This is a genomic window from Roseofilum acuticapitatum BLCC-M154, assembly GCF_030068475.1.
Classification (GTDB): domain Bacteria; phylum Cyanobacteriota; class Cyanobacteriia; order Cyanobacteriales; family Desertifilaceae; genus Roseofilum; species Roseofilum acuticapitatum.
This window is the reverse complement of record NZ_JAQOSP010000116.1, coordinates 145,926-160,363: the sequence shown is the minus strand read 5'-3', so window position 1 is coordinate 160,363 and position 14,438 is coordinate 145,926. Positions and strand designations below refer to the sequence as shown.

Sequence of the window (14,438 nt, the reverse complement as noted above, 5' to 3'; positions counted from 1 at the left end):
TTGTCTATTGAGCTGCAAGTTTTGCAAAAGCCCGATCGATTTTGAGTAACATCTGTCTTACTCTCTCCTCTAGGATATCATAATTAATGTAAATCATATCCCAAAACTCTTTGCCTGCAAAACGGGGAATCTGGCCATCATTAAACGTCCATTCTCCTAAATCAAAAGCTGATATAAAAACTGGATTTTCATGAATCTCTAATTCCTTTTTGGCTCTACTGCGTTGCGAACCGGTCAATGTTCCTTTTAAGGTCTTGATTTGTGCAAACACAATTTTATCTTGTAATAAGATAACCAGATCGATTCCCTTGATTTTAATTCCAAATTGAATCTCAGGAATAATGACATAAGGACTAATATCAGCTATATCTTCCCAAAGCGTACCCATCTTTGTACTTAGACTTCTGGTTACTGAGTTACTGGTCATTAGTAATTTTGCCCCACATAGCTCAAAAAGATTTTTAGGTTTAGGGTTGGATTCTAACAGGAGATTTTTGTTGTGAAAATCTTCTTTTATCCACTCAATAAACCTATCAGCAAATGGGTTGGTTTTGCTAGAAATCCACTGATCTTGTTTGTCCAATTCTAAAAGGGTTCCATTTTGCCGATCTTGTTCAAGTTGGTATTCAAAGTAATCCGGTGCTATTGAGGAAATGATTTTTCCATATTGGTATGGCCGATGTAAATCTTCATCGGTAATATGGGTCACATCAATCAATGAAGCATGATGCAAAATTAGTGATTTCCGTTCTTCAACAGCAAGGGATACTAACGTTGTAGCAGATAATGGACTCAGCATAATTAAACGAGTAGAACTCTCTTAAATTAAATCCAGGCTTTGCGCCAGTTGCCAAGCTTTGAAGAAGCGGCCTTGCATAGCCCAAGAAACGGCTTGTAAGGCTTGCAGTTCTGGCTCGTCTGGTTTGAGCTGTAGGGCAGTTTCGAGGACGTTTTGCGCTTTTTGAGGTTTCCAGTCATACAGATAGACTACGGCTAAATAAGCGTAGGGATAGGGGCTGTTTGGCTCTAGGGTGGTGAGGGGATCTAATGCGGCGATCGCCCCCGGCACATTTTGGCGCAATACCCGCGATAACACCAAGCCATAGAGCCAGTCTACCCGGTTCGGATCTTGCTGTAGTCTATAACTCAAGGTGCGATCGACTTGCAGTAAATAGTCTTGAGTGGGATCGTATTGGTTAATGCGGCCGACTTCGGCGAAAATATGTTCTAGGGCAGGCGGGCCCTGGGATAGGGTGGCTGCAAACTGGCGAAACTGGGTGGATAAATCTAACTCTAAAGCGGGTTGAATGGGAGCGTCTAAAGATAAGCTGATGCGAATGGGAGGAATGGGAATTTCTTGCGCTGGAGTCTCCCAATTTCGGTTGGGTAGATATTGCACCTTTAACACATAACTTCCCGGTTCCATATTCGCAGGGGGGAGCATGGAGGTTAACTCGCTCACTTCCACCGCTTGCTCTGGATCGAGATTTTCCGGAGCGTAGAGGTTTCCCATCCCAAAGCCATGATCCTGTATCCAGGCAATTTGACCATCTCTTTCCCGAATCCAACTAATGAGGACTAATCCCGATTGTAGATCTTTCCAGGGGCCGCGCCATTGGTAGGTGACGGGAACAGGACTTCCGGGAGGGACGGGACTGGAGACAAAGAGGTTATAGAGCTGGACTTGAGACTGGGGTTGATCTAGGGGAACCACCTGCACGGGGGGAGTATGCTGGTGATAGAGATTGAGTTGAGTGCCATCGTTGAGAGACCAGGATCGATGCAGGTTAAATAAGCCACCGGTTTCGATGAATTGGGTTAACTGTTGTCGTTCAGCAGAGGGATTTAATCCTTGTTGACCGGTTTTGGTGATAAACCAACGGAGCGATCGCCCATCTTGTACAATGTGTTCGCTATTGGTTCCCACTTGCCGACCATAAACCTGTCCATTTCGCAATTGCCCATAGTAGTTCACATTATGCTGATTCAGGGTTGGCTTGGAGGGCAAAACCCCAACATTCGAGCGTAGATAGGGTTCGGTTTTAATAATTTCATCGATGACTTTGGGATGGGGAGCGGGTAACCCCAATTCTGGATAATGCATCGCTCCGGGACTCAATGCTTGAATGAAGATTTGCCCCCCCAAAGGATAGAGATTTAAGAACATCAATAAACCAGCTAATCCTACGGTTCCCCAACGGATTTTCGGGCCCCATTTGCGACTGAGTTTATCCCACTGAGTTAAACCGAAAGCGAGCAGGAGAGAGAGAACGGGAAGAAAGGGGAGAATGTAGCGAGTATCTTTGTTGACGTTGAGGGAACAGAGGAAGTAAGACCCGACTAGGAAGAGAAGTATCCAAACCGTTTTGGGATGCTGTTTGGGATTTAGCCGTTGTTCGGAGCTACAAAATTGAATCCCTAACCCGATGAAACCAACGATCGCCATCCATAATAGGGGCCAGGAGACCAACTCTGGCAGGTCTTTCCAGTAATAGAGCCAAGCATCTAGGGTATGCAGGGGGGGGTCACCTTCGGCGATCGCCGCGTCTACAGTGGCTCGTTTTCCAGAGGTGAGCATCAGTAACCAGTTGGTACGCACCCAGGGATAGATGAGGGTGAGAGCAATTATACCGCCTAAAATCCATTGGCCGAGGCGTTCCCATTGTCGCCGATAAAGGCTGGTGATTCCGGAAACGGCGATCGGAGTGAACAAAAAAAACAGCGCCGTTTGTTTGCTCAGAAAGGCTAATCCCACAGAAACCCCCATCAGTGCTGCCATTCCCCACTGTTGTAAGCGCGGTGACTTCCGGGAAAAGTGCCATAAAGTGAGACAGAAAAAGCTCCATGTCACCATCGCAGTCAGGGGATAATCGAGGAGAAAATCCAGGCGATAGCGATAGAGTCCAGGTAGCAGCATACACAGGAGAGCGCCCCACAATCCTAGATAGCCATTGAACAGCAGGCGACCCAACCCATAAACTGAACCCAGGAGAATGGCGCTATAGAGCAGCATCACCAGGCTTGAGGTATCGGGCCCCGCGCCAAAGATCTGGACAAAGGGAACTGTAGTGACATAAACCAGGGGCGGAATTTTCGGAGAGAGGAGCCAAAACTGATGCCACCAGTCGCCGGAAAAAGGTTGGGCAGTGTCCAGGATACGCTGATATTCTAAGACCCAGTTGAGATAATCGGCCTGATCCCAAGCAGGAACCCGGCGATCGATCGCCAACCAGAGGCGATCGCCCACTATAATCAGAAACATCATCAACCCCAGTGCCAACACCGGATCGGTTCCCGTATTTTCCTCAGACCAACGGTGCTGAGTTTTTTCCAATGGTTCCTTAGTCATGCGATCGTTAGCGAAAACTGCTATAAGCTAATTAAGCTATCATAAAGATGGAGTCAGATACTTGCCAACAATTCAACAGGCACTTCGATGTTTTCAGATTTGCCAGAATCTCACAAGCATGTACCGTTCTGTGGATATGGTGCGTTTAGATGAGAGAACAGGAAATGTCATTCTCCTTATAGGAGAAGAAATGATAATTGAAATTTACCCAAATGGAAATTGGAGGTTTGTTAATGAAGTCTGATTTTGAGGGGATGACGATCAGAGAACTTCAAAAGTATGTTCTAGAGCATAGAAATGACCAAGCCGCATTTGAAGCATTGATGGATCGAGTTGATGCAGTCCCCCAGAATCAAGTCTATGGAGAGGTTGATGCTCAAGAGTTTTCTATACTTTTTGAGCAGTATCGTCATATCCAGAAAGGTCAGAATAATTTATAGTAGAATCCACCTCTAACTGCCATTGGTCTTATTTCCCCAACGCTTCCTTAGTCATGGAATTTTTTCCGCATCTTTATATGAGGCATTCCCGCTTCTACAAACGCTTCCCCTTCTGGTATAAATCCAAGCTGATCGTAAAGAGATTGAACATAGAGTTGAGCCGTGATAATCACCTCGTTTACCCCATAAGATTGAGTCAGTTCTAGGGCAGTTTGCATTAATTTTCGCCCAATTCCTTGACCGCGAAACGGAGCCAAAACCGCCAACCGTTCAATTTTTGCGGTTTCAGCATTGAGCTGTCGTACCCTCGCGGTTCCCACGGGTTTAGATTCCAGATAAGCGAGGAGATGATCCGCTTGTTCATCTAAGCCATCAAACTCTAAACTCGGATCAACTTTTTGTTCGTTTTGAAACACTTCTATGCGAATAGAGGCGATCGCCTCCCCTTGTTCCCCATAAGAAACTCGCTCAATCACCACATTCATCTTCGATTGCCTTATGCCCCAGAAACATTCAACTTAATTGTTCTTAAACGTCCTCTTGTGAAATACGAATGACCGGAAAGGTTGTGACTTCTTCATAAGTTGCAATGTTGTTATCCCGCTCTTCTTTCTGCCTAACTTTAACTTCGTTAGCTAAATCTTCTAATTCCTGAGAATACAGCCATTTAGGTTTAACTTGTGTAGAGGCGGTATATCCAGTTCCTTGAATCTTTCCTCCGGCCGCTTGGATAATAGACAGGACATTGGGTTTATACGCCTCAAGCTCAAGCTCAATTGCTTTTTGTTGCCGTTTTAATTCTGCATAACGCTCTAATAAATCGAGTTCGTTAATTCCCAGATCGACAATGGGTGTTAAGTCAATTTTGTTGCTATTTAGGGGAGGGTTAAAGTAGGAAATCGCTTGAGCTTCCATTTTCTCTAAATCTTCATTATCAAAGCATGTCCTATAAGCAATATATTGAACGTTTGATCGCTTGAAATCCACTAATTTATCATGATTTTGCAACCGTTCGGATAGGTTGGTTGTGCTTATTCCAACGTAATGAACGCGATACCCACTATCAACCGCGAAGTAAATACCTGGCAATTCGGGTAAGTCCTGTAGATGTTTAAGGTTTGTTTTCACCAGTTTTTGGATAGTCAGGCTAGTAAAAACTGGAACAAGCTGTACGTCATCATCTTGTTTCTGTTCGATTTGGTTGGCCATTCGTTAATATCCTCGGTTTTCTTTGTCTCTAGTTTAACCAACCTATATAAAAAGTTGGTTGTTTTTAAAAATTATTTACCTCAACTCAGGTTAAATATATCGCGAAATATCCTCTTTACAATCATCTGCCAGATAAGACAAAGCGCGGAAACGCAAGCCCACCAACTGCTCATAAAGGGGATTTAACTTACACATGGGTGGAATATGGACAATTTTATGGCCAAACAGCTTAATATCCCGTTCAAACGGACATTGGGGAGGAATCATTTTACAGAGAAATCTCGCCATATAAGGCGTATTAATATCCAACCCATCTAACCACTCGCGCACCGGATGCAAAACATCACCTTGTGGAAAAGTGGCTTGCAACTTCTCAATGAGCGCTTGGCGTTTTTGTTCCGGTAAACTTTCTGAAGTAATCAATAAAAACTTCAGCACATCTAATACTTCACTAGAGGGTTCTAGAGCTGCACAATATTGCTGTAACACTCGGTCTTCATCTTCTGAATAAGTTCCATTAGCCAAGGCCATAATCACCCCAGTCCGCAGGAAATTCTCCGCCACTGAAGTTTGTCTTCCTAAAACGGCTGCTAATTCTTCACCGGTAATCGGTTTTAGGGAACCCAAATTAATATTACTCCCCAACTCATCTTTAATTAATTCAGCAATTAATTCTTTCTCCTCTGGATTATATTCACCATCTGCCCAGGCAATGGTTAGTAAACCTCTCAGCCAGGCAGTAATATGATGGTTGAGAATACGCACTCTTGCGCACAACATGCGAATAATATTTAATCCTAATTCTGGATATTTTTCGATCGCTGAATAGAGATCTTTTTGAGATAACACCAAACATTTGCACTGTTCTAGGGCTGTCACTGAAGCAGAATGGGATTGGGCATCCAAAACCGACATTTCTCCAAAATAGTCCCCCGGTTTCAGATGGGCCAGTCTCAGCCCCCCGATATGAACTTCTACTTCGCCAGATACCAGAATATAAAGATAGGAACCGGTTTCATCTTGGCGAAAAATGGTGTGACCGGCCGGAAATTCAATTTCTCCCAGTTGCTTGGTAATTTCCGTTAAAAACTTATTTTTCTTGTCTTCAATGTTGCTAAAAATAGGAAGATCTTGAATGAGTTCAAGAGACTGTGTAGAAATCATCATAAGACTTGCTGTTGTACCTGGTTATAAAAGAGGTCTTCAGAGGCTCCAAACAGGCGATTGAGTTTACGCACCCGTTGGCAGAGAACATTAATCATTTTGATAGCTATTTTGGGCCGTTCTTTAATGGCTTGATAAACTTGTTCTTGGGTTAAAACCAGACATTGAGAGGGGTCTAGGGTTGTCACTGAAGCCGATCGCGGCCGGGATTCAAAGATCGCCATTTCACCAAAATACGATCCAGGGCCGAGTTCGGCCAGTTGCACCTCATCAAAATGGACTTTGACCCGACCGGAAAAGAGAATATAGAGTAAGTCCCCGCGATCGCCCTGGGCAAAAATGGTATGGTCTGCGGGAAACTGCACCTGTTCTAGATGAGTCGCTAATTGTTCCATAAACTCCGTTTGAGCCAGATCCTGGAAGATCACCAGCTCCGTTAAAAATTTGAGTCGGTCTGCCACACTGAGTGTGAGGGTTGTGCGATCGCCTGTATCAGTCACCATAGGCTTTAAAGGAATTGAAACGGCCTGTTTCTAAGCTACCATGTCGTCTAGGTTCTGAGCAGTAGGGAAAACATCCCAAGTCATGGGTTAAGCTTCTGGATCAGTAAATCGAATCGAAGTCCAATCTCAGCCCCAATCGGAATTTGCCGAGCGCATGTATATTTATAACTCTAGGCTCTTCGACACCTATCGTCGAGTAGGGGCGGGTTTAACCCAAATTTAGGACACCCACAAATAACTTTCCTAAACCCGCCCAAGTTTAGCCGTCTTAGCCGACGAGCGAGCCTCCTGGAGACCCCATCGCTACAAACGAAAACTGTGGGGATGCAAGTCGAGCTTAAACTTTCCCATAGTCAAGCTTCTAGACTACAATATCAGTGAACTAGAGAGTGACCCAAACCCCTTTGCGGCCATAGTTCAAGCTCATAGAGCCGCTCAAGCCATGGGTGAAAACCCAGAAAATGGCTATCCAAACAAACTTAGGTTAGTCAAAAGCCTCTATGAACGAGGATTATCCCGCCAGGATATAGTAGAGCTATTTCGGCTCATCGACTGGCTGATGGAACTTCCAGAACCAGAAGAGCGGCGGTTATGGGCAGAAATGGAAACCTTAGAGAAGGAGAAAGTCATGCCTTACATTACCAGTATTGAACGCTTTGGAATTGAGAAAGGACGCGAAGAAGGACGCGAAGAAGGACGCGCTGAGGAACGACAAGAAGCTATCCTTCGCATTTTGGAAGTCCGTTTTGTGGAGGTTCCAGCCGAGTTAAAAGAGCAAGTGAAGGCGATCGCCAACTTGGAAGTGCTGGCAGAATTGTTGACTCAAGCTGTAACAACCGAATCTTTGCCCTCTTTTCAAACAGTAGTGGATGAAATGGCTACATCAGCACAAGAGCCAGATAACCCAGAAGAGTGATGTTTCTCTCCTCAATGATCTGATCCGGTTTAGAATGCGTTTAAAAACTGGTCAATCACAGCGACGGGTTCACTCGCACACTGTAACTGGTCATAAATGCGGATCAGATCGTTTCCACCCAAGTTAAGGCTTCATCAACGGTCATTGGGGTAGACTAGCAAGCCATTCAGTTAAGTCCTGCTGTTGTTGGAAGTTAGGCATCGCTTCCATTAACCCTTGGAGTTGGGTAAATGAAAGATCATAAATTTTCTCTTCCGTCTCTGCTGCGATCGTGCCAATTTTCTGGCGTAACATCATTAAGACCGCTTCCTGACGACCTTGTTTCAGACCTTCTTGGCGACCTTGTTTAACCCCTTCTTTCATTCCTTTTTGCAGGATAAATTGATAGAAAGAGGAGTCTTCTAGCAAATCTTCGCGGAAGAGGTCTTGAATAATTTCCGGGTTGTGAATGAGTCCAGACATAATAGCAGTGCAGGCGATGATTTCTTTGCGTTGATTAGGGTCAGGAATTTTGCGCGTGGCCTCTGCTACCTGTTGTAGCAGATCTCGCGGTGTATTGCTACGGGTTAGAGGCGCGAGGGGAAGCAGAGCAGCATCACTGAGGAAAGGAGCGGGGTCTTGTTCCCACAGACGGAGGACGCGATATCTGTGAATGGTATTTTGGACTTGGAAGCGATCGACAAAGACTTCTGGTGAGTTGGTCTGTTTCAGGAAAATGACCACTTGCTCAATGGTACAGTGATATTTGCGATAAAGCCTGAGCCAATAGTCGATCATTCGCTCTGGTAAAGGGGGGTCAGCTTTAGGAACGCGCTCAAATTCCAGATGTAGAATAGTATCGGCAGCTTTGAGTAAAATTAGGGAGTCAGCACGAACCGGTTCAGTAGAGAGTTCTGTTTTAATGACTTGCACATTACTGGCGTTGACTTGGGGAAGCAGCCAACGGACAAAACTAATTGGGTTTTGGGTTGCCAGGAATTTACAGGTGTTGTCAAAAGCCACAATCTGAACCGAGAGCTAAAGTTGAAGATCATCTATCATTCTACACTTACATTGGGTTAAGCTTCTCCATCAACAGCATACTCTTTCAGCAATTCTAATGGAATCACGGCTAAGGTGTTGAGGTGGGTAGCGGATAGAACTACGGGAGGGGCAACGCCAGCTTCGAGGGCTTCTTGCCAACGGGAGGCGCATAAACACCAGCGATCGCCACTTTTAAGCCCCGGAAACCCATAGATCGGTACGGGGGTACTGAGGTCATTGCCCTGCTTGCGGGTATACTCTAGAAATTCGTCGGTCACCTTTGCACAAACCACATGCAGCCCGAAATCTCCCGGCCCGGTTTCACAATATCCGGTACGATAATATCCCGTCATCGGATCGGTGCAACAGGTTTGTAAGGGTTCACCGAATACATTTTTGGCTTCAGATTGGGTTTCAGACATGGGGGTTAATGGAGTCACTTTTGGGTTTATTTTAAGCCTTCGTCAAGAGTTATATCAAGTTCGCTTAAATACCCTAATTAAAATGTAGGGAGCAAGATGCTCCCACTCCAGTCATATCAAAGAATTCGAGGAGTGCGGGCATCTTGCCCGCTTCTTAACAAATTAACCGGACTTGATATTATGGATCTGTACCTGATTCCGCTACAATTCTAGGGGATCATCTTCTTACCCCCGTTGTTGATGAAAATTGCCACTTGGAATGTTAACTCGATTCGTACCCGACTGGATATAGTTGTTAATTGGCTGCGAGATAACCCGGTAGATGTGTTGGGGTTGCAGGAAACAAAGGTGATTGACGATCTGTTTCCGCGATCGCCTTTTGAAGAGGCAGGATATCAGGTTTATGTCTCTGGCCAGAAGTCCTATAATGGTGTTGCTCTGATTACGAGATCGCCCCTTTCCGATGTCAGTACCGGTTTTACCCCCATTTTAGGCGCGGATCGGGTAGGGGAGTTTGACGAGCAAAAGCGCTTAATTACCGGCGTTTTAGACGATATCCGCATCATCACCGTTTATGTACCCAATGGCGGCGACTTTGAGAGTGATAAATATTTCTATAAACTAGATTGGCTCTCCCTTCTACAAGATTATCTCGATCTCCTCCTGAAGCGCCATCCCCAAGGCTTATGTATTTGTGGTGATTTTAACATTGTGCCCGAAGATAGAGATGTGCATTTTGAAGTCTCCCCCAATAGCCAAAAAACCGGTACAACTGCCAAGGAAAGGGAAGCCTTGCAACGCATTCTCAATTTAGGATTAGCCGATGCTTTCCGTAAATTCAACCAAGAAGAAGGTCAATATACCTGGTGGGATTATCGCCAAAACTCCTTTAAGCGTCAGCGAGGTTGGCGGATCGATCATCATTATTTATCGGCTCCATTAGGCGATCGCGCTTCAGACTGTATCATTGATATCGAACCTCGACACTTACCCAAACCCAGCGATCATACCCCTGTAATTGTGGAGTTTTAATCCCTCTTTTTTCATGATTAGAATATTATTAGTAGACGATCAAAGCTTAGTCCGAGAAGGGTTATGTAGCCTCCTCCAAACCAAACCCGATCTCGAAGTGATAGGAACGGCTGAAAATGGCAAAATGGGTGTTGAACAAGCCATATCTTTACAACCCGATGTGGTATTAATGGATGTGCGGATGCCTGTCATGGACGGTGTTGCAGCTACGAAAGTGCTGCAAGAACAGTGTCCCCAGATTAAGGTTCTCGTCTTAACTACCTTTGATGATGATGAGTATGTGAGCCAAGCCGTGCGCTATGGCGCGAAGGGCTATTTATTAAAGGATACGCCTTCAGAAGATTTAGCCGCAGCTATTCGAGCAGTTTATAAAGGCTATACCCATTTGGGGCCAGGATTATTAGAAAAAATGCTCACTGCTCAACCGGAACCAGAGGTGAATTCAGCGCCACCCGAATTACAACTGTTGACTCCAAGAGAACAGGAAGTATTAAAGCTGATTGGTGCGGGTTATAGTAACCGGGAAATTGCCCAAACTTTGTATATTTCCGAGCGCACGGTGAAAAACCATGTGGCTAATATTTTAAGTCGCTTAAATGTGCGCGATCGCACTCAAGCGGCTATCCTGATCAATACTAAGTTTTCCTAGTCCAACGGGTATCCATTACTTTAACTGCCGATCCCAAACCCCCACATAAATGCGGCCATCACTTTCCCGTTCAATTACGCCCCTAAAGTTCTCATGGGAAAACTCATAGTATTGTTCTTGACCTTGGCGCACTTGCTCAAATTCATCGATCACTTCTAGAGGGGCATTGCTGCCTAACATGCCATTGACAATCACCCGGCTGATAAATCGATCGATATTTGGATCAAAAGAGACTTCGGTTTGGCGAATTTGGCGACTATTGGGATCGAGTAAATACCCCAATTTAATTGTGCCTAAATCATAGCTGATTGCGTCCGTTCCCCAGAGTCCGGAAGTGGTTTGGCTCGGTTCTCCAAAGGCTTCTAGGATTTGGGCTTCTGAGGTTCCGGGCGGAAATCCCCTAGCTATGGGAGGGGGCGTGGGTTCGGCGGGTTGGGGTGTGGGAGTAGGGACGGGGGCTGGGGCTGGAGTAGGGACGGGGGCTGGGGCTGGGGTAGGGACGGGGGCTGGTGCAGGGGTAGGGACGGGGGCTGGGGCTGGGGTAGGCGTAGGAGTCGGTAGGGGAGAGGGCGCGGGTTCAGGAGTGGGAGAGGGAGAGGGGGACGGCTCAGGGGTTGGGGTTGGGCTGGGGGAGGGTTGGGGACTGGGGGAGGAAACGGGGTCAGAGGGACGGTTGGCCAATTGTAGGGTGGCGGTTATGCCTCCTATTAAAGCAGCGATCGCCACTAAAACCAGTAAGGGCAGCGCTATAGATGGCCGAGACTCTGTGGAGGTTCTCGGTTGCACTGTTGCTGATGCACCAGGGATATTCTGATGGGGTGGGGATGGGGGAACCAGGGCAATAGTTGCCGCTTGGCTGGTGGATGAGAGGGCGGGAGGTTGAGGTGTAGTCGGAATGGCAGTTAGTGAGGTTTGGGGTAATAAGTTGAGCCATTCTGCAATGGTTTGGGGTCGGTCTTCAACATTGAGAGCCATTCCCCGCAGCACCGCTTGGTTAACCGCAGGACTCAGAGAGGGTTGTAGGTCTCTGGGGCTGGGCATTTGGTGGCGATCGCGTAAAATAGAAGCGACAGGTATTCTGGCCGTCAGTAGCGTATACAGGGTAGCTGCGAGTCCATAGACATCGGTGGCGGCGCTGCGACGCTGCGATCGCATATACTGCTCGATAGGAGCATAACCTTCCGAAACCAAACTGGTATGGGTTTGGGTCAAATTTTGCTCATATTCCCGTGCAATCCCAAAATCAATCAAGACTACTTCTTGGGTTCCTTCCCGCAAGAGGATATTTTGGGGCTTAATATCTCGATGCAACAAGCCCTTCTGATGCACCACCTCTAGCGCTGCTCCCATTTGACGGATATAATGAATGGCGACTGCCTCATTTAAGGGGCGATCGGGATACACCAACTCCCCTAACGTCGGCCCTGGAATATAATCCATCACCATATAGGGCATCCCATCTTCCGTAAAAAAATCACTCACCCGCACAATATGCGGATGCACGCACAAAGCCAACCGGCGAGCCTCATCCTGAAACTTCTGCACAAACTCCTGAAAATTCGGCTGTTTGCGGATAGACTGATTCAGGGTTTTAATCACCACCACCTGGTGTAAATAATGATGAGTTGCCTTAAACGTTAATCCAAACCCACCTTGACCCAGTTCCTCATCAAGGGTATATTTTCCTGCCTGTAAGCTTTTAACCATATTTCACAATACAATTACCCATTACCAATAACCCAACATCAGTGTATAGCACAGGATATACCAAAGCTTAACCTGAAGATTACCTATTCGTGAACCGAATATCCTAGACTGACAAGCAAGCTGATATTCACAACACGACCTCAACTGTGGCATGGTTTCTTCATTTCTGCCTACCCCTAATCCTCAAATCCAGTTCCGTCAACTGCTCGAAGACCTCTACCAAGGTCGCAGTTTAGTAGACTTTACTGGTGGGCAACTCATCCCCCTCCATTCTAATGATCTTTGGGTCGTCTGTCGGGGAGTCGTCAGTTTAAGTGCAATTCAGACCAATGGAGAAGAATCTCTATTAGGCTTTGCCGTTCCTTCCATGCCCTTCGGCCTACCCTTAACCAGGATTGAGAGCTATCAAGCTATCGCCCTCTCCTCTGTCAGTTTAATGCGCTTTAGTCTCACTGAGGTAGAAAAATCTCCCCTCCTCTCCAGGAGTTTATGGCATGAATTAAACCGTCGTCTACGGCAAACGGAATCCATTCTCGCTTTAGTCACTCATCGGCGTGTCAAAGAACGCTTAGAACAATTATTACTATTATTAGCCCAGGAAATGGGCCAACCCACCGAAGACAACCAAGGGATACGCCTACCCATTAAATTAACCCATCAAAACTTAGCCAATACAATCGGTACAACACGGGTAACCGTCACTCGGTTAATGAAAGAATTGCGTCAAGATGAATGGCTAACCCTAGACTCCCAGCGTTACATTACCCTGCAACAGACTGGATATCAAACCCTCCCAGAAGGTTGATAATCAAACAACCACTTAAACTGTAAATCCCCTAACCAAGTCGGGGTTAAACGATAAATCCAGTTCCGCAACTGACAACTTAGGGGATTTTCTAATTGCCCTAAAGAACCAATTTGGCGCGAAGTAGCAAACACTTGGGTAACCCGTGGTGTACGGCGTTGCTCGAATTCCCGTAAACTTGGGGCAACTTGAGATAAATCTGCACAAGTTTGCATTGAATACACTAACTCATAGGCATCTTCAATCGCCATGCATCCCCCTTGACCAAGATTAGGTTGCACAGGATGAGCCGCATCTCCAATTAGGGTAACTCGATCATGACCCCAAACTGAAGATAAAGGCGGACGGTCATAAATATTATCTTCATAAATATCGGTTTCTTCAAGAGCCTCAATAATCTCAGGAACCGGTGAGCTATAGTGTTGAAAGATTTGGCGCAATAGAGCTTTGCGGGTTCCCGGTTCACTGCCAGGAGTCTCTAGCGGCATATTATCAAAGGCATAAAAGGAGCATTGACCGTCGCCAATGGTAAAATAGCCGAAGCGATCGCCTATTCCCCAGTATTCCATCCAACTATATTCTCGATTAAACTCAATTCCTTCCGGGTTAAAACATCCCCGCCAACAGCGCATCCCACTATAGATAGGCTCCTCCAGCACCGAATCTGAGTTCAAAGATGCCCGCACTTGAGAATAGAGTCCATCCGCACCCACCAAAACATCACCCCAAGTTGAATCCCCATCCTCAAAATCAACCTCTATTTTTTCATCCCTTTCCCTAAAATTGACAAACTTCTTTTCAGTTTTTAGAATTCCTGACGGTAGCCCATCAGATAACAGACTCTGTAATGCAGGACGACTCAGACAAACCCCTAAATCCGAGCAATTAACAAACTCAGGCGAGTTAATATACAATGGTTTTCCTTGATAATTGCTAAATCCCCCTTTCTCGATTTTTCCTCCTTTTTCATAAAGTACCTGAGACAACCCCAATTGAGCATACACAGTCATAGCATTACGTTGGATAAAAATACCTCCAGCACCCGATACCATGCCTTCCCATGTGCGTTTTTCATAGACTTCTACCTCAAATCCTGCTTGTAAAGCAGCAATGGCACAAGTTAAACCACCAATACCACCACCAATAATAATTACTTTTGGGGTCATGACTGATACCCTATAAATAAAGACTAAAATAATTTTAAGTCAAAACTCCAATC

16 protein-coding genes and 1 pseudogene are annotated in these 14,438 nt (G+C 45.8%); 6 read left to right on the top strand and 11 right to left on the bottom strand.

What is annotated here, in order from left to right; translation table 11 throughout:
* Nucleotides 1-4 precede the first annotated feature (4 nt).
* A complete protein-coding gene (locus PMG71_RS18950) occupies nt 5-799 on the bottom strand; it encodes a hypothetical protein (protein ID WP_283755284.1) in 795 nt (264 codons plus the stop codon).
* Between the two features lie 21 nt (nt 800-820).
* Nucleotides 821-3,349: a glycosyltransferase family 39 protein gene (locus PMG71_RS18945; protein ID WP_283755283.1), complete on the bottom strand. Its 2,529-nt coding sequence runs from the start codon at nt 3,347-3,349 to the stop codon at nt 821-823.
* 118 nt (nt 3,350-3,467) lie between these two features.
* On the opposite strand from PMG71_RS18945, the gene PMG71_RS24210 reads away from it, so the two are divergent.
* Together PMG71_RS24210 and PMG71_RS18940 are read left to right on the top strand one after the other, a co-directional pair.
* On the top strand, nt 3,468-3,593 hold the full coding sequence (locus tag PMG71_RS24210) for a DUF6888 family protein (protein ID WP_430540978.1): 126 nt from the start codon (nt 3,468-3,470) through the stop codon (nt 3,591-3,593).
* Nucleotides 3,583-3,789, top strand: coding sequence for a DUF6887 family protein (locus PMG71_RS18940; protein WP_283755282.1), 207 nt, complete (start codon nt 3,583-3,585; stop codon nt 3,787-3,789). Before PMG71_RS24210 ends, PMG71_RS18940 begins: the two co-directional genes overlap by 11 nt.
* A gap of 47 nt (nt 3,790-3,836) precedes the next feature.
* On the opposite strand, the gene PMG71_RS18935 is transcribed toward PMG71_RS18940, so the two are convergent.
* The 5 genes and pseudogenes from PMG71_RS18935 to PMG71_RS18920 form a co-directional block, all read right to left on the bottom strand.
* Nucleotides 3,837-4,274, bottom strand: a complete 438-nt coding sequence (locus PMG71_RS18935; protein ID WP_283755281.1) for a GNAT family N-acetyltransferase — start codon at nt 4,272-4,274, stop codon at nt 3,837-3,839.
* Nucleotides 4,275-4,317: 43 nt separating this feature from the next.
* The gene (locus tag PMG71_RS18930; protein WP_283755280.1) at nt 4,318-4,998 is read right to left on the bottom strand and encodes a GIY-YIG nuclease family protein; all 681 of its coding nucleotides are present in this window, start codon (nt 4,996-4,998) and stop codon (nt 4,318-4,320) included.
* A gap of 90 nt (nt 4,999-5,088) precedes the next feature.
* Nucleotides 5,089-5,778: a Mo-dependent nitrogenase C-terminal domain-containing protein gene (locus tag PMG71_RS24025; RefSeq protein WP_347179338.1), complete on the bottom strand. Its 690-nt coding sequence runs from the start codon at nt 5,776-5,778 to the stop codon at nt 5,089-5,091.
* Between the two features lie 39 nt (nt 5,779-5,817).
* Nucleotides 5,818-6,162 (bottom strand): annotated as a pseudogene (locus PMG71_RS24020) (cyclic nucleotide-binding domain-containing protein); the annotation flags it as partial.
* Nucleotides 6,162-6,665: a cyclic nucleotide-binding domain-containing protein gene (locus PMG71_RS18920; protein WP_283755278.1), complete on the bottom strand. Its 504-nt coding sequence runs from the start codon at nt 6,663-6,665 to the stop codon at nt 6,162-6,164. The gene PMG71_RS18920 and the pseudogene PMG71_RS24020, both read right to left, overlap by 1 nt.
* A gap of 442 nt (nt 6,666-7,107) precedes the next feature.
* Between PMG71_RS18920 and PMG71_RS18915 the strand changes: the two genes are divergently transcribed.
* Nucleotides 7,108-7,581: a hypothetical protein gene (locus PMG71_RS18915; protein ID WP_283755277.1), complete on the top strand. Its 474-nt coding sequence runs from the start codon at nt 7,108-7,110 to the stop codon at nt 7,579-7,581.
* Between the two features lie 141 nt (nt 7,582-7,722).
* Here the strand turns inward: PMG71_RS18915 and PMG71_RS18910 are convergent, their stop codons facing one another.
* Nucleotides 7,723-8,583 (bottom strand): Rpn family recombination-promoting nuclease/putative transposase, encoded by an 861-nt coding sequence (locus tag PMG71_RS18910; protein ID WP_283755276.1) that lies wholly within the window; start codon nt 8,581-8,583, stop codon nt 7,723-7,725.
* Between the two features lie 56 nt (nt 8,584-8,639).
* Nucleotides 8,640-9,026, bottom strand: a complete 387-nt coding sequence (locus PMG71_RS18905) for a DUF2237 family protein (protein ID WP_283755275.1) — start codon at nt 9,024-9,026, stop codon at nt 8,640-8,642.
* Between the two features lie 240 nt (nt 9,027-9,266).
* Between PMG71_RS18905 and xth the strand changes: the two genes are divergently transcribed.
* Nucleotides 9,267-10,058: an exodeoxyribonuclease III gene (gene xth / locus PMG71_RS18900; RefSeq protein ID WP_283755274.1), complete on the top strand. Its 792-nt coding sequence runs from the start codon at nt 9,267-9,269 to the stop codon at nt 10,056-10,058.
* A 13-nt stretch (nt 10,059-10,071) separates the two neighbouring features.
* On the top strand, nt 10,072-10,707 hold the full coding sequence (locus PMG71_RS18895; RefSeq protein ID WP_283755273.1) for a response regulator: 636 nt from the start codon (nt 10,072-10,074) through the stop codon (nt 10,705-10,707).
* 15 nt (nt 10,708-10,722) lie between these two features.
* On the opposite strand, the gene PMG71_RS18890 is transcribed toward PMG71_RS18895, so the two are convergent.
* Entirely contained in the window at nt 10,723-12,414 is a 1,692-nt protein-coding gene (locus tag PMG71_RS18890; protein WP_283755272.1) for a serine/threonine protein kinase, read from the bottom strand.
* 151 nt (nt 12,415-12,565) lie between these two features.
* Here PMG71_RS18890 and PMG71_RS18885 point away from each other — a divergent pair, with 151 nt between their 5' ends.
* Nucleotides 12,566-13,219 carry a Crp/Fnr family transcriptional regulator gene (locus tag PMG71_RS18885; RefSeq protein WP_283755271.1) on the top strand — a complete coding sequence of 218 codons (654 nt, stop codon included), beginning with the start codon at nt 12,566-12,568 and terminating at the stop codon, nt 13,217-13,219.
* Here the strand turns inward: PMG71_RS18885 and PMG71_RS18880 are convergent.
* A complete protein-coding gene (locus PMG71_RS18880) occupies nt 13,198-14,385 on the bottom strand; it encodes an FAD-dependent monooxygenase (protein WP_283755270.1) in 1,188 nt (395 codons plus the stop codon). The genes PMG71_RS18885 and PMG71_RS18880 overlap by 22 nt on opposite strands.
* Nucleotides 14,386-14,438: the final 53 nt, after the last annotated feature.

Coding starts and splice junctions, on each gene's coding strand:
- PMG71_RS18950 (WP_283755284.1), bottom strand. CDS start 799: ATGCTGAGTCCATTATCTGCTACAACGTTAGTATCCCTTGCTGTTGAA.
- PMG71_RS18920 (WP_283755278.1), bottom strand. CDS start 6,665: ATGGTGACTGATACAGGCGATCGCACAACCCTCACACTCAGTGTGGCA.
- PMG71_RS18890 (WP_283755272.1), bottom strand. CDS start 12,414: ATGGTTAAAAGCTTACAGGCAGGAAAATATACCCTTGATGAGGAACTG.
- PMG71_RS18940 (WP_283755282.1), top strand. CDS start 3,583: ATGAAGTCTGATTTTGAGGGGATGACGATCAGAGAACTTCAAAAGTAT.
- PMG71_RS18930 (WP_283755280.1), bottom strand. CDS start 4,998: ATGGCCAACCAAATCGAACAGAAACAAGATGATGACGTACAGCTTGTT.
- PMG71_RS18895 (WP_283755273.1), top strand. CDS start 10,072: ATGATTAGAATATTATTAGTAGACGATCAAAGCTTAGTCCGAGAAGGG.
- PMG71_RS18915 (WP_283755277.1), top strand. CDS start 7,108: ATGGGTGAAAACCCAGAAAATGGCTATCCAAACAAACTTAGGTTAGTC.
- PMG71_RS24025 (WP_347179338.1), bottom strand. CDS start 5,778: ATGTTGTGCGCAAGAGTGCGTATTCTCAACCATCATATTACTGCCTGG.
- PMG71_RS18945 (WP_283755283.1), bottom strand. CDS start 3,349: ATGACTAAGGAACCATTGGAAAAAACTCAGCACCGTTGGTCTGAGGAA.
- PMG71_RS18935 (WP_283755281.1), bottom strand. CDS start 4,274: ATGAATGTGGTGATTGAGCGAGTTTCTTATGGGGAACAAGGGGAGGCG.
- PMG71_RS24210 (WP_430540978.1), top strand. CDS start 3,468: ATGTACCGTTCTGTGGATATGGTGCGTTTAGATGAGAGAACAGGAAAT.
- PMG71_RS18885 (WP_283755271.1), top strand. CDS start 12,566: ATGGTTTCTTCATTTCTGCCTACCCCTAATCCTCAAATCCAGTTCCGT.
- xth (WP_283755274.1), top strand. CDS start 9,267: ATGAAAATTGCCACTTGGAATGTTAACTCGATTCGTACCCGACTGGAT.
- PMG71_RS18905 (WP_283755275.1), bottom strand. CDS start 9,026: ATGTCTGAAACCCAATCTGAAGCCAAAAATGTATTCGGTGAACCCTTA.
- PMG71_RS18880 (WP_283755270.1), bottom strand. CDS start 14,385: ATGACCCCAAAAGTAATTATTATTGGTGGTGGTATTGGTGGTTTAACT.